Source organism: Dactylosporangium siamense (assembly GCF_016862795.1).
In the GTDB taxonomy this organism is placed as follows: Bacteria; Actinomycetota; Actinomycetes; order Mycobacteriales; family Micromonosporaceae; genus Dactylosporangium; species Dactylosporangium siamense.
Window position 1 is genome coordinate 32,580 of the sequence record NZ_BONQ01000112.1, and the last position, 17,187, is coordinate 49,766.

At 73.7% G+C, this 17,187-nt stretch carries 19 protein-coding genes and 1 pseudogene; 10 read left to right on the plus strand and 10 right to left on the minus strand.

The genetic code is table 11. The features are described from left to right. The first annotated feature begins 6 nt into the window (after positions 1-6). Positions 7-948 (plus strand): GIY-YIG nuclease family protein, encoded by a 942-nt coding sequence (locus Dsi01nite_RS36185; protein WP_203850868.1) that lies wholly within the window; start codon positions 7-9, stop codon positions 946-948. Then, positions 941-2,404, plus strand: a complete 1,464-nt coding sequence (locus tag Dsi01nite_RS36190) for a phenylacetate--CoA ligase family protein (RefSeq protein ID WP_239136421.1) — start codon at positions 941-943, stop codon at positions 2,402-2,404. The genes Dsi01nite_RS36185 and Dsi01nite_RS36190 overlap by 8 nt, the downstream gene beginning before the upstream one ends. Here Dsi01nite_RS36190 and Dsi01nite_RS36195 read toward each other — a convergent pair. The 4 genes and pseudogenes from Dsi01nite_RS36195 to Dsi01nite_RS36210 form a co-directional block, all read right to left on the minus strand. After that, a complete protein-coding gene (locus Dsi01nite_RS36195) occupies positions 2,383-2,898 on the minus strand; it encodes a hypothetical protein (RefSeq protein WP_203850870.1) in 516 nt (171 codons plus the stop codon). The genes Dsi01nite_RS36190 and Dsi01nite_RS36195 overlap by 22 nt on opposite strands. A gap of 38 nt (positions 2,899-2,936) precedes the next feature. After that, a complete protein-coding gene (locus Dsi01nite_RS36200; RefSeq protein WP_203850871.1) occupies positions 2,937-3,566 on the minus strand; it encodes a hypothetical protein in 630 nt (209 codons plus the stop codon). A gap of 11 nt (positions 3,567-3,577) precedes the next feature. Then, positions 3,578-3,835: a PspC domain-containing protein gene (locus tag Dsi01nite_RS36205; protein WP_203850872.1), complete on the minus strand. Its 258-nt coding sequence runs from the start codon at positions 3,833-3,835 to the stop codon at positions 3,578-3,580. Between the two features lie 94 nt (positions 3,836-3,929). After that, a pseudogene (locus Dsi01nite_RS36210) lies at positions 3,930-4,261 on the minus strand (VOC family protein); the annotation flags it as partial. Between the two features lie 35 nt (positions 4,262-4,296). Between Dsi01nite_RS36210 and Dsi01nite_RS36215 the strand changes: the two are divergent. Beyond that, positions 4,297-4,776 carry a molybdenum cofactor biosysynthesis protein gene (locus tag Dsi01nite_RS36215; RefSeq protein WP_203850873.1) on the plus strand — a complete coding sequence of 160 codons (480 nt, stop codon included), beginning with the start codon at positions 4,297-4,299 and terminating at the stop codon, positions 4,774-4,776. A 62-nt stretch (positions 4,777-4,838) separates the two neighbouring features. On the opposite strand, the gene Dsi01nite_RS36220 is transcribed toward Dsi01nite_RS36215, so the two are convergent. From Dsi01nite_RS36220 to Dsi01nite_RS36235, 4 genes are all read right to left on the minus strand, one after another. After that, positions 4,839-5,882: a PLP-dependent cysteine synthase family protein gene (locus Dsi01nite_RS36220; protein ID WP_203850874.1), complete on the minus strand. Its 1,044-nt coding sequence runs from the start codon at positions 5,880-5,882 to the stop codon at positions 4,839-4,841. Positions 5,883-5,961: 79 nt separating this feature from the next. After that, positions 5,962-7,578, minus strand: coding sequence for a methyl-accepting chemotaxis protein (locus Dsi01nite_RS36225; protein WP_203850875.1), 1,617 nt, complete (start codon positions 7,576-7,578; stop codon positions 5,962-5,964). Between the two features lie 22 nt (positions 7,579-7,600). Beyond that, entirely contained in the window at positions 7,601-8,080 is a 480-nt protein-coding gene (locus Dsi01nite_RS36230) for a nucleotide triphosphate diphosphatase NUDT15 (RefSeq protein WP_203850876.1), read from the minus strand. Positions 8,081-8,124: 44 nt separating this feature from the next. Continuing rightward, on the minus strand, positions 8,125-9,114 hold the full coding sequence (locus Dsi01nite_RS36235) for a hypothetical protein (RefSeq protein WP_203850877.1): 990 nt from the start codon (positions 9,112-9,114) through the stop codon (positions 8,125-8,127). 80 nt (positions 9,115-9,194) lie between these two features. Between Dsi01nite_RS36235 and Dsi01nite_RS36240 the strand changes: the two genes are divergently transcribed. The 5 genes from Dsi01nite_RS36240 to Dsi01nite_RS36260 are packed head-to-tail and all read left to right on the plus strand — an operon-like array spanning position 9,195 to position 13,337. Further along, on the plus strand, positions 9,195-10,397 hold the full coding sequence (locus tag Dsi01nite_RS36240) for a D-alanyl-D-alanine carboxypeptidase family protein (RefSeq protein WP_203850878.1): 1,203 nt from the start codon (positions 9,195-9,197) through the stop codon (positions 10,395-10,397). A gap of 15 nt (positions 10,398-10,412) precedes the next feature. Then, entirely contained in the window at positions 10,413-11,273 is an 861-nt protein-coding gene (locus Dsi01nite_RS36245; protein WP_203850879.1) for a DUF4262 domain-containing protein, read from the plus strand. Between the two features lie 16 nt (positions 11,274-11,289). Beyond that, positions 11,290-12,183, plus strand: a complete 894-nt coding sequence (locus Dsi01nite_RS36250) for an aldo/keto reductase (protein ID WP_203850880.1) — start codon at positions 11,290-11,292, stop codon at positions 12,181-12,183. A gap of 3 nt (positions 12,184-12,186) precedes the next feature. Beyond that, positions 12,187-12,843 carry a hypothetical protein gene (locus tag Dsi01nite_RS36255; RefSeq protein ID WP_203850881.1) on the plus strand — a complete coding sequence of 219 codons (657 nt, stop codon included), beginning with the start codon at positions 12,187-12,189 and terminating at the stop codon, positions 12,841-12,843. Then, complete coding sequence (locus tag Dsi01nite_RS36260; RefSeq protein WP_203850882.1) at positions 12,819-13,337, plus strand: hypothetical protein; 519 nt, start codon at positions 12,819-12,821, stop codon at positions 13,335-13,337. The genes Dsi01nite_RS36255 and Dsi01nite_RS36260 overlap by 25 nt, the downstream gene beginning before the upstream one ends. 16 nt (positions 13,338-13,353) lie before the next feature. On the opposite strand, the gene Dsi01nite_RS36265 is transcribed toward Dsi01nite_RS36260, so the two are convergent. Beyond that, a complete protein-coding gene (locus tag Dsi01nite_RS36265; protein WP_275423440.1) occupies positions 13,354-14,037 on the minus strand; it encodes a response regulator in 684 nt (227 codons plus the stop codon). Next, positions 14,034-15,401, minus strand: coding sequence for a sensor histidine kinase (locus tag Dsi01nite_RS36270; RefSeq protein ID WP_203850883.1), 1,368 nt, complete (start codon positions 15,399-15,401; stop codon positions 14,034-14,036). Before Dsi01nite_RS36270 ends, Dsi01nite_RS36265 begins: the two co-directional genes overlap by 4 nt. 144 nt (positions 15,402-15,545) lie before the next feature. On the opposite strand from Dsi01nite_RS36270, the gene Dsi01nite_RS36275 reads away from it, so the two are divergent. Together Dsi01nite_RS36275 and Dsi01nite_RS36280 are read left to right on the plus strand one after the other, a co-directional pair. After that, on the plus strand, positions 15,546-16,094 hold the full coding sequence (locus Dsi01nite_RS36275; RefSeq protein ID WP_203850884.1) for a hypothetical protein: 549 nt from the start codon (positions 15,546-15,548) through the stop codon (positions 16,092-16,094). Further along, positions 16,091-17,170 carry a peptidoglycan-binding protein gene (locus tag Dsi01nite_RS36280; RefSeq protein ID WP_203850885.1) on the plus strand — a complete coding sequence of 360 codons (1,080 nt, stop codon included), beginning with the start codon at positions 16,091-16,093 and terminating at the stop codon, positions 17,168-17,170. Before Dsi01nite_RS36275 ends, Dsi01nite_RS36280 begins: the two co-directional genes overlap by 4 nt. The last annotated feature ends 17 nt before the right edge of the window (positions 17,171-17,187 follow it).

Below are 17,187 nucleotides of genomic sequence, written 5' to 3' on the forward strand. Positions count from 1 at the left end.
CCGCGGGTGAGCACGCCTCGAACGGCGGTGGGCAGCCTGCCGAACCTGCCCGGCGTGTACCGGTTCCGCGACGAGCGCGGACGGGTGCTGTACGTCGGCCGGGCCACCGCGCTGCGGTCCCGGGTCGGCTCCTACTGGACGAACCTGAAGGGCCGGCGGCACCTCAGCCGGATGGTGCCGCAGATCGTGCAGGTCGAGGCGGTCGTGTGCGACTCCGTCCACGAGGCCGCCTGGCTGGAGCGCAACCTGCTGGAACGCGCCAAGCCGCGCTGGAACCGGGTCCGTGGTGGCCTCGAGGTGCCGATCTACCTGCGGATCGACCGCAAGGGCGGGGTGCCGCGGCTGGTGGTCGACTACGGGCCGTTCGGCGCCGACCGGCCCGACGACGTGTTCGGACCGTACCTCGGCGGGACGCAGGCGCGGCTGGCCCTCGCCGGGCTGGGGCGGGTGCTGCCGCTCGGATACACCGATGAGCGGCTGACCGGCGCCGCCCGGGACATGGCCCGCATCCGGGGTGTCGACGCGACCGACCGCGACGCGTTCCTGGCCACCACGATCGCCGCGCTGCGGCGCGAGCCGGACGCGGTCGAGGCCGTGCGCGAGCAGTTGATCCAGCACCGGGACCGGGCGTCGGCCGGCCTCGCGTTCGAGTTCGCCGAGAAGATCCAGCAGGAGATCGAGGCGATCGACTGGCTCGTCGCGGAGCAGAAGGCGACCGTCATCACCGATCCCGACAGCGACGTGTACGGCTGGGCCGACGACCTTCTGGTCCGCTTCGAGATCCGGGGCGGGCGGCTGTCCACCTGGACGCAGCGCACCTGCCGGCAGGCCAACGCGAAGCGGTTCCTGGAGCAGACCCCGGACGGGTGGCGGCCGTTCGCGGACCGCAGCGCCGAACTCGCCAGCCGGTTGCGCGACGCACACGAACGGAGTGTCCACAGTGGATGAAAAGGTACTCGAAGGACTGCGCGACTTCTACGCCGCGCCGCTGCTCGGTGCACCGGGCGACGGTGCCGGGGCGGCGCTGCGGCTCTTCCATGACGTCGCCGCGACCGTGCCCGCGTATCAGGCGTTCCTGCGCGAACACGGGGTCGACCCGGCGGCGGTCGACTTCTCCCGGCTGCCGCTGCTGACGAAGGCCGACTACCACCGCAGATATCCGCTGCCGGAGCTGTGCCGCGGCGGGACCCTCGACGGCGCCGAGACGGTCGCGGTGTCGTCCGGGTCCTCCGGGCAGCCGACCGTGTGGCCGCGGTCGGTGCTGGACGAACTGGTCGTCGCCCGCCGGTTCGAGCAGGCCCTGGTCGGCAGCTTCCACGCCGACCGGCGGCGGACCCTGGTCGTGGTCTGCTTCGCGCTGGGCTCCTGGGTCGGCGGGATGTACACCGCCGCCGCGTGCCGCCACCTGGCCGCGAAGGGCCACCCGATCACCGTGGCGACACCCGGCAACAACGTCGATGAGATCCTGCGGGTCGTGCAGGAGCTCGGGCCGCACTTCGAGCAGGTGGTCCTGGCCGGCTACCCGCCGTTCGTGAAGAACGTCGTGGACGCCGGCCGGCAGCGCGGCGTGGACTGGCCCGGCTACTCGATTCGGCTCCTGCTCGCCGGTGAGGTGTTCAGCGAGGAGTGGCGCACGCTCGTCGGTGCCCGCGCCGGGATGACCGACCCGCTGTCGGACTCCGTCTCGCTCTACGGCACCGCCGACGCCGGGGTCCTCGGCACCGAGACGCCGCTGAGCGTCGCGATCCGGCGCTTCCTCGCCGGCCGCCCCGACGTGGCCCGCGAGCTGTTCGGCGACCCGCGGCTGCCGACGCTCGTGCAGTACGACCCGGAGACCCGGTACTTCGAGACCCACGACGGGACGCTGCTGTTCACCGGCGACGGCGGGATCCCGCTGATCCGCTACCACATCGCGGATGAGGGCGGGCTGATCACGCACGACGCCCTGCTGGCGTTCTGCCGCGACCACGGCTTCGACCCGACCGCCGGTCTCGACGGCCCGGCCGCCCCGCACCTGCCGTTCGTCTGGGTCTTCGGCCGCTCGCTGTTCACGGTCTCCTACTTCGGCGCCAACATCTACCCGGAGAACGTGACGGTGGCGCTGGAACGCGACGGCATCAGCGACTGGGTGACGGGCAAGTTCGTCCTGCAGGTCGTCTCGGACAGCGACGAGGAACGCCACCTGTCCATCGTGGCCGAGCTCGCGCCCGGCGTCACCGAGGAACCCGCCCACGCACCGCTGCTGGCCGGCGCGATCCGGGCGGAGCTGGTGCGGCTCAACAGCGAGTTCGCCAACTACGTGCCGGCCGGATATCAGACACCACGGGTGCGGCTGCGGGCCACCGGCGACCCCGACTGGTTCCCGCCGCAGGCCAAGCACCGCTACACGCGGCCCGGCCCCTGAACGCGGTGCTGGATGCTCCACAGCAGCAGATCGGCGTCGCCGGCCAGGGAGTTGAACCGGATGTTGCGGCCCTTGCGGACCACCACGACGGCCCGCAGCCCGGAGCCCAGCCACACGGCCAGGTCGCCGCTGCGGGTGACGCCGATCTCGCGCACCCCGGCAACCTGATCCCACGGCACGAACCGGTCGCCGCGCGAGGTGTGGTGCAGCAGCCCGTCGTCGCTCACGTCGAACCGCTCGCCCGGCCGCAGCGCGCTCTGCGCCAACCGCACCAGGCCGAAGATCAGCGCCACCAGCCCGATGCCGAGCACGAGGCCGGGCAGCGGACTGAACCCGCCCTTCCCGGCGGCGGCGACGTACGCGACGCTGACCGTCACCCCGATCCAGGTGACCACGGCGCCGGCCGCGGTGAACCCGATGCCCTGCCGCAGCCGCCGACCGGTGTCGACCTGGAAGGTGCGCGCGATCCGCTCGTGCTCCACGACACCTCGCATCGTCACCGACGTCGATGCGTCGAAGGTACCATCCGGGGTCAGAGGCGCACGACCACCATGTCCCACTGGCCGTTCTGGTCCTCCCACGAGGCGAGGACCGTCCCGCGTGGGGCGCGCGCCTCCTCGTCGGCGCCGAAGTAGGTGATCCCCGTGGTGCCGTCGCCGCAGCACCAGCGCAGGTGCGCGCGCAGCTCCTCGTCGACCCCGGCCTCAGCGAGCGCCTCGTCCCACTCCTCGTCGGCGTCGTCGTCGAACTCGAAGAGGTCCTTCGGGCCGTCGCCGACCTGGGTGGCGGCCCGCATCGCGTCGAAGAGCGTGCCGTCGGAGGCGAGCCGGATGTATCCGACGCGCCAGCCGTCCGGCGGCGGCAGCGGCAGGTCGCGGCCCTCGACGGGCTCATACGCCGGCGGCACGTCGAACAGGGACCCCGCCGCGTCGATGCGCAGCGGCCCCTCGTCATGCATCCCCAGGTGCATGTTGACCAGCACCTTGTCGCCGCGCAACACCGCCGGGTCGAGCCAGTCGGGGAGCCGGTCCAGCTCGGCCTCACGGATGAAGTTGCCCCACGCGAAGGTGGCGTAGGTCGCGTCCGCCGGGTAACTCGACAGCGGAGCGCCGAGCAGGACCTCGAACGCGGGCGCCAGCCGGGCGCGCCATTGCTCAGACATGCCCGCCGATCTTAGTCAGCGCTCTGCGCCCACACCGACGAGGGTGGCGCCACGGTCACCGGCTCGGCCGGCATGATGATCCAGAGGATCGGGTACACCAGGATCTGGCTGCCCGGGATCAGCAGCAGCACCAGGATGAACAGCAACCTCGCCGGCCACGGGTCGATGCCGAAGCGCCGTCCGAGCCCGGCACACACCCCGCCGAGCACCCGGCCCTGCGCCGGCCGGACCAGGCCCTGTTGTCGCATCGACTGGTACACGGTCTCCATTGTCTCGCTCCTTCACGCTTGTTCGTTGTGCTTCAAGCGTGCGGCAGCGGGACCCCCGCCGGCATCAGGGAACGCCCCTGAGTCAGCCCGGAGCGAGGAGACAGAACTCGTTGCCCTCCGGGTCGGCCATCACGGTCCACGGGACGCCGCCCTGCCCCCGCAGCCGCGCGACGAGGTCCGCCTGGTGGGCCACCGAGGTGGTGGCGAGGTCGACGTGCACCCGGTTCTTCACCGTCTTGGGTTCCGTCGAGGCGACGAGGTCGATGCAGACGGCGACGGGATCGGGGTGGACGAACCCCGGCGGCCCGAGGTTGGTCACGCCGGGCCCCTCGCTGGAGAGCTCCCAGCCCAGCGCGGAAGCCCAGAACCCGCCCAGCGCGCTGTCGTTCCGGCCTTCATGTTGATCTGTACCAGCCGCGTCGCCATGCCGGCGATGCTACGGCGGTGGCAGACTTCCTTGGGTGCCCGAGATCGTGGAGTTGCTGGCCTCGCCGTCGCACCGGTACGTGGGGCGACCCGCCGACGGCCCGTTGCCGGCGCCGGTGGGGGAGCTCGTCGAGGAGATCCGGATCAGGGCCGGCCTCGGCATCGTCGGCGACCGGTACTTCGGCAAACCCGCGCACCGGGAGGCCAGCGTGACCGTCATCACGCGCGAGTCGTTGCCGGCCGGGGCGGGCCTCGCCGCGGTGCGCCGCAACATCCTGGTCGCCGGGATCGCCGTCGACGACCTCGTGGGCGCGGTGCTGATCCTGGACTCCGGCGATGGCCCGGTCCGGCTGCGGGTCCGGCGGGCGGCGCACCCGTGCGCGTGGATGGACGTGACCGTCGGCCCGGGCGCGTGGAAGGCGTTGCGCGGCAAGGGCGGCGTGCGCTGCGAACCGCTCGACGACGGCGTCCTGCGCCTCGGCCCGGTGACCGCGACCGTCACGGCCGCCGCGTGACCGGGACCGTCACGGCCGCCGCGGGAGCACGGCGGGCGCGGCCGCCGCGGGAGCGTGAGCCCTCACGGCCACCGCGTGACCTCGATGCCCTTGGCGTGCAGCCACTCGTCGTTGTAGTACGTGTCCCGGTACGGTTCATCGCCGTCGCAGATCAGGGTCGCGACCGTGCCGTGTTCGCCGCGTGCCCGCATCCGGGACACCAGATGCATGGCGCCCCACAGGTTCGCGCCCGTCGACGGGCCGGCCCGCCAGCCGTGCTCGTCGGCCAGGTGGCGCATCGCGGCCACGCTCGCCCCGTCGGCGACCGGGATCACCAGGTCGATGACGGCCGGCAGGAACCCGGGCTCGGTGCGCGGCCGGCCGATACCCTCGATGCGCGACGGCATGCCGGTCGCGTATCCGGGATCCCCGGTGACCCAGCCCGGGAAGTACGCGGAGTGCTCGGGATCGACGACGGCGAGCCGGGTCGGCAACCCGTGGAAGCGCGCGTGCCGGCCGATCGCCGCCGAGGTGGCGCCCGTGCCCGCGCCGGTCACGACCCAGTCGGGCGGCGTCCCGGTCGCCGCGGTGACCTGCCGGACCAGCGTCGCGGCCAGCCCGGAGGGGTCGCGCCAGTCCTCGGACCGCGCCGCCCACGCGAAGTGGTCCAGCAGGTGCGTGCCGGGCTCCTGCGCCAGCCGGCGCGCCTCCTCGTAGATGCCCAGCGGCGGGTCGAACGGGTGGCAACGGCCGCCGTACGCCGAGATCCTGGCGCGCTTCGCCGGTGCGGTGCGACCGGGAACGACCGCGACGAACGGCAGCCCGAGCAGTCCGGCGAGCCGGGCGGCGGCGACCGCGCCGTTGCCGGCGGTGGCGTCGATGAGCGTGGTCCCCGCGCCGATCCAGCCGCTCGCGATCGCGTGCTCGAACGACCGGCGGACCGTGCCGTCCTTCACGCTGCCCGTCGGCCCGTGCGAGTGGTCCTGCAGCAGCAGCGAGATGCCCCACTCCGGCGGCAACGGATAGTGCCGTAGGGGAGGACCGGCAACAGGCGCCCGCAGCGCGGCGAGCGCGTCCACGGCCCAGCGCCGCTCCCGCGCGGCCGCCGGCAGATCGTCGTGCATCATGGCAGTCTGCCACGGGTCACACCCGGAACCGGCCGACCAGGCGGTGCCCGCGAGCATGTCCGGCCGGCACCCGAGGCCCTCACACCCGGAACTGGCCGACCAGGTCGCGCAGTTCGTGGCTCATCGCCGACAGCTCGTGCGCGGCGGTGCGGGTGTCCTGGACGCCGCCGGTGGTGCTCTGCGCCGCGGCGGAGATCCCGGCGATGTTCGCGGCGATGTCGGCGGAGCTCGCGGCCGCCTGGGTGATGTTGCGGCTGATCTCGTCGGTGGTCGCGGTCTGCTCCTCCACGGCGGCGGCGATCGTGTTCTGGTAGTCGCCGAGCCGGCCGGTGATCTCGACGATCTGGTTGATCGCGTCGGTCGCGGCCGCGGTGTCCTGCTGGATGCTCTGCACCTTCGCGGTGATGTCCTCGGTGGCGCGGCCGGTCTCCTGCGCCAGCTGCTTGACCTCGCCGGCGACCACGGCGAAGCCCTTGCCCGCCTCGCCGGCGCGGGCGGCCTCGATCGTCGCGTTGAGGGCGAGGAGGTTCGTCTGCCCGGCGATCGCGGTGATCGCCTTGACCACGTCGCCGATCTCCCGGCTGGACGAGGCGAGCCGGCCGATCAGGTCGAAGGTCGCCTGGGTCAGCTCGTTGGTCTGGCCGCCGATCCTGGCCGCCTCGGCCGCGGTCCCGGCGATCTGCTGGATCGAGACGCTCATCTGTTCCGCGCCGTTGGCCACGGTACGGACCGTGCCCGACACCTCGTCCGCCGAGGCAACGATCAGCCCGGACCGGTCCGACGTCTGTTGGGCGCCGGTCATGATGCTGGTCGACGTGTCGGTGAGCCGGGCGCTGGCCTCGGCGACGGTCGCCGCCGACCCGCCGATGGCGCGGACCGTGTCACCGATCTTCGCGACGAACGTGTTGAACGACCGGCTGACCGACGTGAACTCGTCGTCGCCGCCGGCGTCGAGGCGGCGGGTCAGGTCCCCGTCGCCGTCGGCGATGTCGGCGAGCCGGTCGCCGATGGCGCGCAGCGGCCGGATGATGGACAGCGACAGCGCGACGGCCAGCAGGATCGACAACAGCAGCGCCGCGATGCCGGCGACGGTCGCGGTCCGGCTCGTCGTGCTCGCCGAGTGCTGCGCGCCGCGTTGCGCGGCGGCGGACTTCTGCCGGGCGACGGCGAGCAGGTCGTCGACGCCGTCGCTGATCGTCTGGTACACGTCCAGGGCCGCACCGGCGACGATGTCGTTGGCCTCGGCCGTCCGCGCCGGGGTGCCGGCCCGGTAGGCGGCGATGACCCGGTGGTCGAGGTCGAGGAACTCGGTGAACGCGGCCCGGATCGCGCGCACGTCGGCCTGCTGGCCGGCGGTCAGCGGCAGCGCCGCCATGGCGTCGACCTCGGCGCTGAAGCTGTCCATCGCCGCGAGGAACGCCGCGCGGGACACCGCCGTGTCCGCGGTCGCGTCGGCGGCGCCCCGGATGATGTCGAAGGCGTAGCCGGCCTGCCAGCCCAGCACGTCGGTGCTGCGGAACTTCAGCTGCTGCGCCGCGTCGAGCTCGGCCTGTGCGGCGGACAGGCTGGACGCGGTCGTGCGGGTGCCGTCGGCGGAGGACAACGCCGCCAACCAGATGGCCACCACGCACAGGGAGACGATCAGGAACCCGACCGCCAGCCGCGTCGCGACCCGGGTCCGCCGGAGCATGTTCATGTCGTCGAGCCTCCTGAACGGGCTACGCCATCGGGCACTCCTGAGCCTCATCGGCTCCGCCCGGCGGCACGGCAGGAAAACCCGCGGACTTCCGGATCGGGTCGAACAGCGGCGAGCGCACCAGCTGCCGCCACGGCAGGAAGAGGGGCTCGGGCAGGGCGTCGAAGTCGTACCATCCCAAACTCGCGCACTTGTCGGGCTCGAGGATCGCCGGCTCGCCGGACACGTGGTCGCTGAGCATCCAGACGGTGACGTAGTGGCGGTCCTCGTCGGCGAAGATGTCGTTGGTGACGGCGCCGAACCGGACATTGGTGATCTGGACGCCGGTCTCCTCGGCGACCTCGCGGACCGCGGTGTCCTCGAACGACTCGCCGAACTCGAGGTGGCCGCCGGGGACCGACCACGTGCCGGCGCCGTGCGCGCCCTGCCGCCGCGCCATCAGGAACCGTCCGTCGCGGAAGACGAACACCCCGATCCCGACCTTGACGTCCCCGTTTTCCACGGCGGCCATGGTACCGGTGAGCTACAGCGGCGAGATCCTCGGCGTCAGTCCGTGGCGCGGCGTTCGAGCGGACACTGGTACCAGAGGAAATCCGGCAACGGCGGGGTCTCGAACTGCCGTCCGTCGGCCCGCACGGCCACGACCGCGTCCGGCTCGCTGAGCGCGGCGGTCTGGATCCAGCCGCCGTTGCGGGCCCGGCCCGTCCGGATCAGTTCGTCGTGCAGCCCGCTCGGCGCCCACTGCGCCTCGAACGCCTCGACCAGGCCTTCGGTCGTGTCGGCGAACTCGTACCGCACTGCGTACGGCCGGTCGCGGTGCCACCACTCGACCCGGTTCACCGGGCGTCGCAGGGTCTGCTCGACCCGGCCGCCCGGGTTCTCCTCCTCGGCCAGGCGCAGCCGGATCTCGAGGATCTCGGTCTGGTCGCGCACATGGATCCCGGCGGCCAGCCCACCGTCGTCGTCGCGATACGCGTAGCTCTCCACGTGGTCCGCCGGCCACGACCGGGCGGCGATGTACAGCGCGTCGAGGAGATCCTCCTCGGCGGCGGTGAGCGGCTGATCGACCCCCGGCTCCCATTCGTAGCCGAACCACTCGTCGCTGCGCAGCTCGGCCGGCAACGGATCCGGCGCGACGGTCGATCTCGGCCGTCCCCACCGCCTGTCGGCCCGCTGCTTCCAGGCGGTGCTGGCCGTCCCGAACGCGGCGCCGGCGAGGGCTCCGACGCCCAGCCAGCGGGCGCGCCCCTCACCGAACACCGTCGCCGCCACCCCGAACCCGACGAGCAGCAGCACGCCCACCAGCAGCATCCACGGCTTCGGCGTCATATCGACCGGCGCCCGGTCCTCAGCGGTAGCGGGCTGCCGCTCCGGGCGCGACCCCAGCAGGTCGCGCAGGCCGTAGACCAGGCCGACCGCGAAGAACGCCGCCCCGCCGCCGCCCACCCAGCGCGCGACGCCGTCGCCGGTCACCGCCAGCCAGGTCCCGGCCGCGATGAACCCCAGCATGACCGCGACGAAAGCCCATGGTTTCACCGGCAGATCATGCCGGACCGCCGAGCCCCGCCGCTCGCCCGTTTCCATCGGGCCGACCACCGGCGGCTACGCTCCCCGCCATGGGAGTGACGGGACTGGTGGCCGCGGTGCTGAGCGCGGGGCTGATGGCGTGGCCGGCGCCGGTGGTGAGCCCGTCCACTGCGGCACCGGCGCCGGTGCCGTGCCCGTACGCCACCATCGCCACGATCCCGCCGACGCCGCCGTCGCCCGAACGCGATCCGGCCGCGCCCGTGGTCGGCGGCGGCCAGCTCGGCACGACCGGCCTGGCCGTCGCCCCGGGAACCCCGGCGCCGCCGACGCTGTCAGCGATGTCGTGGATCGTCGCCGACCTCGACACCGGCGAGGTCCTCGGCGCCTGCGCGCCGCACCTGCGCCGCCGGCCCGCCAGCGTGCAGAAGCTGCTGCTCGCCGCGACCGCGCTGCCGAAACTCGACCCGGCGCTGGTCGTCGAGGCCACCCCGGAGGACCTCGCGTTGCCGAAGGACAGCTCGGCCGTCGGCATGATCGTCGGCGGGAAGTACCCCGTGTCGACGCTGTGGCTCGGGCTGCTGCTCCAGTCGGGCAACGACACCGCCAACGCCCTCGCCCGCGTGGCCGGCGGCGACGGCGGGGTCGCCGCGACGGTCGCGGCCATGAACGCCGAGGCGCGCCGGCTCGGCGCCGACGACACCCACGCCGTCACCCCGTCCGGCCTGGACGCCCCGGACCAGCTCACCAGCGCCTACGACCTGGCGCTCATCGCCCGCGCCGACTTCGCCCGGCCCGACTTCGTCACCTACGACACCACCCTGGTCTTCCAGTGGCCGGCGCAGCCGCCGAAGGACCCGAAGGGCTTCCAGATCCAGAACGAGAACAAGCTGCTGACCGAGTACCAGGGCGGGCTGGGCGGCAAGACCGGCTTCACCGACGAGGCCCGGCACACGTACGTCGGCGCCGCGCAACGCAACGGCCGGCGGCTCGTGGTCACCATCATGGGCGCCGAGATCGTGCCCGCCCGCGCCTGGAAGCAGAGCACGATGCTGTTCGACTGGGGGTTCGCGCTGCCCGCCGCCACGTCCGTCGGCCACCTCGTGACGCCGGAGGAGGCGGCCGCGCTGCACAGCCCGCCCCCGCCGACCGCACCCGTCCAGTCCGCCGCACCGGCCGCGCATCGGGCCGGCGGCTACTCGATCTGGCCGACCGTGCTCGCGGTCGGCGCGGTAGCCCTCACCGCCGTCACGGTCGGAGTGATCACGGTCCTGCGCCGCCGCCGGCGCTCCTGACGCTATCCTCGCGACGTGGATGATCAACCCTGCGGCTGCCTGATCTGCACCGGCACGCTCCCCGGCCGGGACGCGAAGCTGCTGTCCACCGTCGCGGGGCAGGGCTGGTCCGCGCTCCGGGTCCCCGGCGCCGTCGACTTCGCGTACACCGTCGGGCTCTGGCACACGTTCCGCCTGCCGGAGCTGGCCATGTTCGGCCTCGAAGGCGACGACATGCAGGGCTGGCTCAACAGCTGCGCCGAGCACGTGCGGGCCAACGGGCTGCCCGCCGCCGAGGTCCCGTTCACCGGTGTCATCGACGGGTTCCCCACCCAGCTGCGGCCCGTCGACGAGTCGTGGCGGGACGCGTTCTTCGGCACCGCGCACCGGTTCTACCGCGGCCGGCCCGTGCCGTTCCAGCAGCTGGTGTGGCCCGACTCGGCCGGCCGCTGGCCGTGGGACGAGCAGGCCACGGCGAGCAGCCGCACCCGGCAGGCGTTCACCTGGCTCCCCGTCGACCGGCACCCCGCCGGCGGCTGGCGGCTGCTCGGCGAGTTCGGCGACGACTTCCCGCTGCCGGCCGAGGCCGACAGCTGGGCGCTCACCACCCGCGCCGTTCTCGACGGCACCCGCGCGCCGGCGCTGGTGCTGTTCGACGACGAGGTGTTCGACGTGCTCGACGATCGCGGCCACGACGCCGACGACCTGTGCGTCACCCACCTCGGCTCGCTCGTGCACCGGCATCCGTCCCTGGGCGGGCTCGGCGACCTCCGCGACGGGTGGGCGGCCACCGGTACCCCCGCCGGCGGCTGGCACCACACGGAGCTGACGGCGGAGCAGCGCGACGCGAGCGTCGCCGGCTGGGAACGCGGGCAGGAAACCCGGGTCATCGGCTGAGGCCTACGATCGGGCGATGGCACTTGATCGGCTGGACCTCGGCGTGCCCGTGCGCCGCATCGGGCTCGGGCTCGCCGCCGTCGGGCGGCCCGGCTACATCAACCTGGGGCGGCAACGGGACCTGCCGGAGGACCGGTCGGTGGCGTCGATGCGGGCGCGCAGCCACGAACTGCTGGACTTCGCGTACGCGGCCGGGGTCCGCTACATCGACGTGGCCCGCTCCTACGGTCTCGCTGAGGAGTTCCTGGCCGGCTGGCTCGGTGACCGGCGCGACATCGTCGTCGGCTCCAAGTGGGGGTACACCTACACGGCCGGGTGGCGCATCGACGCGCCGGTGCACGAGGCCAAGGACCACGGCGTCGCCACGTACGACCGGCAGGTCAGCGAGACCCTGGCGCTGTTCGGGGACCGGCTCGACCTGTACCAGATCCATTCCGTGACACCGGACAGCACCGCGCTGACCGACCGGGCCCTGCACCACCGGCTCGCGGACCTGGCCGCCCGCGGCGTCACCGTCGGGCTGTCCACCAGCGGGCCGCGCCAGGCCGACGCCATCCGGGCCGCGCTGCGCGTCGAGGTCGCCGGCGAGCCGCTGTTCCGCAGCGTCCAGGCGACCTGGAACCCCCTCGAGCCGTCGGCCGGGCCCGCGCTCGCCGAGGCACACGCCGACGGGCGCACCGTCATCGTCAAGGAAGCCATGGCCAACGGTCGCCTCGCCGACCGGGACGCGGACGCCATCGCGGCGGCGCTGGACCAGCCGTGGGCGGGCGTGGTGCTGTCCGGCGCGGCGACCACGTCGCAGCTCACCTCGAACCTGCGGGCCCTGTCCCTGGCCGACCTGGGCCCGCTGCCGTTGCCGGAGACTCCGGACGGATACTGGCGGCACCGCGGCACGCTGGCGTGGTCGTAGCCCATGCACGGTGCCGCGTACTGGCTGCAGTACGAACCGTTCGCGAACGGTGACGCCCACCTGGTCGAACGGGACCCGCGGGTCCATGACCTGTTCATCATGGCCAAGTTCCGGCTCGAGCTGGCCTTCCTAGGCCGGCGGTGGCTGCTGCCCCACTTCGGCCAGGACACGGACCTCGCACTGCGCGCACGTCTGGCTGAAACCGCCACCGCCGCCGTCGCCGGGATCACGCTGGGCAGCCTCCGCGGCGTGCCGAGCATCCTGTGCGACATCGACCTGCCCGCGGACTGGTTCCGCGGACCGGTCGACGGCCTGGTCGGCCTGCGGATCATCACGGCCGGCGTGGACGCCCTCGGCGTCGTCGGCCGGGAACTCGGCCTCGGCCCGATCCCGATGCGGTCCCCGGGCCAGGACCGGCGCCGCGATCCCTATGCCGACGACATCTGGCTGTTCACCCCGGAGCCGGCGTTGGTCGCGGCGCAGCGGGCGGCCCGCGAGGCGTTCGACGCTGTGCCGCCGGGGCACGGCGTCCTGTGCGGCCGCCCGGGCGGCGCGAAGCCGCGGTGGACCGCTCGCGTTGTCTCGGCGCTGCGGGCCGAGCCCTTGTCCGACCCGGCCGGAGGGGAGGTCCACCTGTGGCAGATCCCACCACTGCCCTGACCTACGAGGTGGTCGGGGGTACCCCCAGACAGCGCAAGGCGGCGGGGAAGGACTGCGTGACGGTGCTGCACTGGCTGTCGCACTGGTCGGACCTGCTGACCTCGGCGTTCCGTCAGCCGCCGAGCCTGCGGTTCGACGTCGACGGCACGGGCGCCGCGGCGCAGGGCACGACGCTGACCGTCGGGCTCCGCGACCTGGCCGGCGGACCGGCCGCGCTGCTGCTCGCGGTGCTCACCGCCATCGACCGGGACCTGGCCCCGACCCAGCGCCGGGTGCCGGCGCTGGAAGTGTCACGCAACCGCCGCCGCACCGACATCGACGACCCGGACATCGCCTTCCTCAGCCACGACGAGCTGGTGCTCACCGTCAACCTCACCGGCACCGACCTGCACGCCGTCGACGACCGGCTCGGCGAGCTCCTCGACGGCGTCGCCGACCTCGCCGACGTGCACGGCGGCCCGACCACGGGGCGCTGGATCCTGCTCCCACCGTGAGGACGGCACCCGTGTGTCACCGGTCGTCGTGGCGCACCAGCCCGCACTCGTAGGCGAGGATCACCGCCTGGACCCGGTCGCGGAGGCCGAGCTTGGCGAAGATCCGGCCGATGTGGGTGCGCAGCGTCCCCGGCGCCAGCAGCAGGTCGTGGGTGATCTCGGGGTTGGACCGGCCACGGGCGATCAGGGTGAGGACCTCGAGCTCCCGGGCGGTGAGGACGGCCAGCCGATCGGACGGGTCCACCCGGGACGGCGCGCTGCCGACGTAGTGGTCGATGAGCCGGCGCGTCACGCTGGGCGCGGTGACGGACTCGCCGGACGCGACGGTGCGGACCGCGGCGAGGAGGTCCTCGGCGAGCGCGTCCTTGAGCAGGAAGCCGCTGGCTCCGGCCCGCAGCGCGGCGTACACGTACTCGTCCAGGTCGAAGGTCGTCAGGATGAGCACCCGGGCGTCGGCGCCGGGCAGGGCACGGACGCGCCGGGTCGCCTCGACGCCGTCCATGCCGGGCATGCGGATGTCCATCAGGACCACGTCGGGCCGGACGCTGTCGACCACCCGCACCGCGGCCTCGCCGGTCCCGGCCTCACCGACCACGGCGATGTCGTCGGTCTCGTCGAAGATGACCCGGAACGCCGTGCGCATCAGCGTCTGGTCGTCCACGAGCACCACGCGGATCCGCCGGGCGGGGTCGTCGCTCACCGGACGGCCGCCGTGCTGTCGGGGACCCGGCCCGGCTGCGACGACACGGGGAGGCGGGCCCGCACGGCGAACCCCCCGCCCGGCTCCGGCCCGACGGTCAGCGCCCCGCCGAGCAGGTGGACACGCTCGGCGATGCCCCGCAGCCCGTTGCCGTCCTCCCGGCGCGGGCCGGCGGGGCGGCCGGCGCCGTCGTCGACGACCTCGATCTCGACCCGGTCCGGGCGGATCGTCACGGTCACGCCGGCCTCGGCGCCCGGCGCGGCGTGCTTGAGCGTGTTGGTGAGCGCTTCCTGCACGATCCGGTAGGTGGACAGGTCCACCCCGGCGGGCACGTCCTCCGGCGGCCCGGTGACCGCCAGGTGCACCGGCACGCCGGCCGCCCGGACCCGCTCGACCAGGCCGGGCAGCTCGGCGATGCCGACCTGCGGGGCGAGGCCGTGCCCGGCGTCCGGCGCGGGCCCGAACGCGCCGACCAGCCGCCGCATCTCGGCCAGAGACTCGCGGCCGACCGTGATGACCTCGCGCATCGCCTGCGTGGTGCGCTCCGGGTGCCGGTGCTGGGCGGCCAGCGCCGCCTGCGCCTGCGCGACGACGACGGAGAGGCTGTGCGCCACCACGTCGTGCAGGTCCCGGCCGATCCTGGCCCGCTCGGTGGCCGTCGCCAGCGCGATCCGATGGCGCTGATCCCGCTCCAGGTCCGCGGCGCGCTGTTCGAGGGTCTCCAGATGGGCCTGCCGGGCGCGGGAGGCGGTGCCGAGCGCGTAGGCGAGCGCCAGGACCAGCAGCATCGTCAGCCCCGGCTCGATGACCTTGTGCTGGATGTCCGCGACGGAGAGCTCGAAGCTGGGCACGGCCTTGCCGGGGGACGTCGGCTTCCTGACCCCGGGGCCGGCGGAGAGGCCGAGCTGGTTGACGACGCCGACGACGATGACGGCGAGCATCAGCCCGCCCAGCGCCGCCGCGGACAGCCGCCGGGACCGGCTGCGGCTGGCCAGGGTGTACAGCGTGACCGGCACGGCGAGGTCGATGAGCAGGAAGAACTGGATCTGCGGTCCCTGCGGGTCGCGGGTCAGCGCGTGCGCCGCCGCGCCGAGGCTGGTCAGGGCCAGCGCCACCAGCGGCCACCGGTGCTGCAGGAGCAGGCCCACGACCATCACGGCGGTCCAGGCCCACCAGGTGGCGAGCAGCCGGCCGGCGGCCTGCGGGTCGTTCGTCGTGTCGGTGAGCAGCGCGCCGTCCACCTGCCACTCGACCGGTTTCAGCACCGGGTTGGACAGCACCGTCAGGAACAGTGCCAGCACCGCGTCGAGGAGGTAGACCCGTCGAGCGAGCAGAAGACGGTACAGTTCGCCGGCCCGGTGCACGGAACCCAGCGTAGACAGCGGTGCTGCGGTGCGCATCGGACCGCGCTCGTACCCCTGGGTAGGAGCGGACTCCGATCAGCCGGCGGCAAAGATGGGATCGGGCTCAGACGACACCGGTGCCGCCCGGGCTCCAGCCTATGAGGCATGACGACAGTCCTTCTCCGGCACCGGATAGCGATCGTCCTGCTCGCCGCGGTCGGCATCCTCTCGGCCTGCGGCGGCGGCAAGGCCGACCCGGCCGCGTCCCAGACCGCGGCCGCGATGAGCGACGACCAGATCATGACCCTCGTCCGGCAGTACGGGCAGTGCATGCGCGACCACGGCGTCGCCCGCTTCCGGGACGGGACGCTCGAGGACGGGCGGCTCACCCGGGCCGGCGCGCCCGACGGGTCGGTCACGGAGGAACAGATGCGGGTCGCGACCGAGGCGTGCGAACACATCTCCGCCCAGCTGCCGGCCAGCGTCCTGGCGCCGGAGCCGCCGCCGTCCGCCGCGAAACTCGAGCAGATGACCAGGTTCTCCGAATGCGTCCGGCAGCACGGACTGCCGGACTGGCCGGACCCGGACAGCCGCGGCGCGTTCAAGGTCACCGACCCGACCGTGGTGAAGTCCGACAAGTTCCAGGCGGCCCAGGCCGCGTGCAAGGAGCACTACGACGGCGGGATCAAACTCAACGGCGGGTCGAAGAAGTGAGCACCGGCAGGGTGCTCGGCAGCGTCGTGGCGGTGGCCGCGGCCGGCACGGCGGTCGGGGCGGTCTGGTTCGCGGTGGCCGCGCAGCCGCAGGCCGCCGACGACGGCACGGTGGCGGTGGCGACGGGCACCGCCGAGGTCACCAGGGGCACGGTGTCCGAGCGGGTGCAGGTCAGCGGGGCGCTGGGCTTCGCTGGGTCCTACCCGGTGAACCGCCTCGGCGAGCCGGGCGTGCTGACCGCCGTGGCCGCGGCCGGCGCCACGGTCGGCCGCGGCGGCGAGCTCTACGCGGTGAACGGCCGGCCGGTGCGGCTGCTGTTCGGCGCCACACCCGCCTACCGGGACTTCGCCGGCGGCATGACGGACGGCGCCGACGTCCGGCAACTGGAGGAGAACCTGGTGGCGCTCGGCGCCGACCCCGGCCACCAGATCACCGTGGACCAGCACTTCTCGGCGGCCACCACGACCGCGATCCGCCGCGTGCAGACCATCTGGGGGCTGCCGGTCAGCGAGCGGACCGGCAGCCTGGCGCTGGGTCAGGTGGTGTTCCAGCCCGGCGCCCTGCGGGTCAGCCAGGTCCAGGGCGCCGTCGGCACCACGATCGAGCCGGACCGGCCGGTCCTGACCGCGACCTCCGCCACGCCCGCCGTCACCGCCCAGGTCACCCTGGAGCGGCGGCCACTGATCCACGTCGGTGACCTGGTCACGGTCACCGTCGCCGGCGTGCCGCCGTTCCCCGGGACCATCACGGAGATCGGCCGGGCGACCAGCGCCCCGACGAACGGGCCGGCCGGGCCGCCCATGGTGCCGGTGACGATCAGCGTCACCCTGCCGGCCGCCGCCGGCGACCTGGACGAGGCGCCGGTCGACATCGCCGTCACCCGGCAGACCCACGACGACGTTCTGCTGGTGCCGGTCGCCGCGCTGCTGGCCCGCCCCGGCGGCGGATACCAGGTGCGCCTGGACTCCGGCCAGTACGTGCCGGTCGAGCCCGGCCTGTTCGACAGCCTCAGCGGCACGGTCGAGGTGACCGGTGACCTGAGCGCCGGCCAGCGGGTGCAGGTGCCCGCCGCATGAGCGGCCAGCGCAGCGGC

Coding starts and splice junctions, on each gene's coding strand:
- Dsi01nite_RS36195 (WP_203850870.1), bottom strand. CDS start 2,898: ATGCGAGGTGTCGTGGAGCACGAGCGGATCGCGCGCACCTTCCAGGTC.
- Dsi01nite_RS36200 (WP_203850871.1), bottom strand. CDS start 3,566: ATGTCTGAGCAATGGCGCGCCCGGCTGGCGCCCGCGTTCGAGGTCCTG.
- Dsi01nite_RS36205 (WP_203850872.1), bottom strand. CDS start 3,835: ATGGAGACCGTGTACCAGTCGATGCGACAACAGGGCCTGGTCCGGCCG.
- Dsi01nite_RS36220 (WP_203850874.1), bottom strand. CDS start 5,882: ATGATGCACGACGATCTGCCGGCGGCCGCGCGGGAGCGGCGCTGGGCC.
- Dsi01nite_RS36225 (WP_203850875.1), bottom strand. CDS start 7,578: ATGAACATGCTCCGGCGGACCCGGGTCGCGACGCGGCTGGCGGTCGGG.
- Dsi01nite_RS36240 (WP_203850878.1), top strand. CDS start 9,195: ATGGGAGTGACGGGACTGGTGGCCGCGGTGCTGAGCGCGGGGCTGATG.
- Dsi01nite_RS36250 (WP_203850880.1), top strand. CDS start 11,290: ATGGCACTTGATCGGCTGGACCTCGGCGTGCCCGTGCGCCGCATCGGG.
- Dsi01nite_RS36255 (WP_203850881.1), top strand. CDS start 12,187: ATGCACGGTGCCGCGTACTGGCTGCAGTACGAACCGTTCGCGAACGGT.
- Dsi01nite_RS36275 (WP_203850884.1), top strand. CDS start 15,546: ATGACGACAGTCCTTCTCCGGCACCGGATAGCGATCGTCCTGCTCGCC.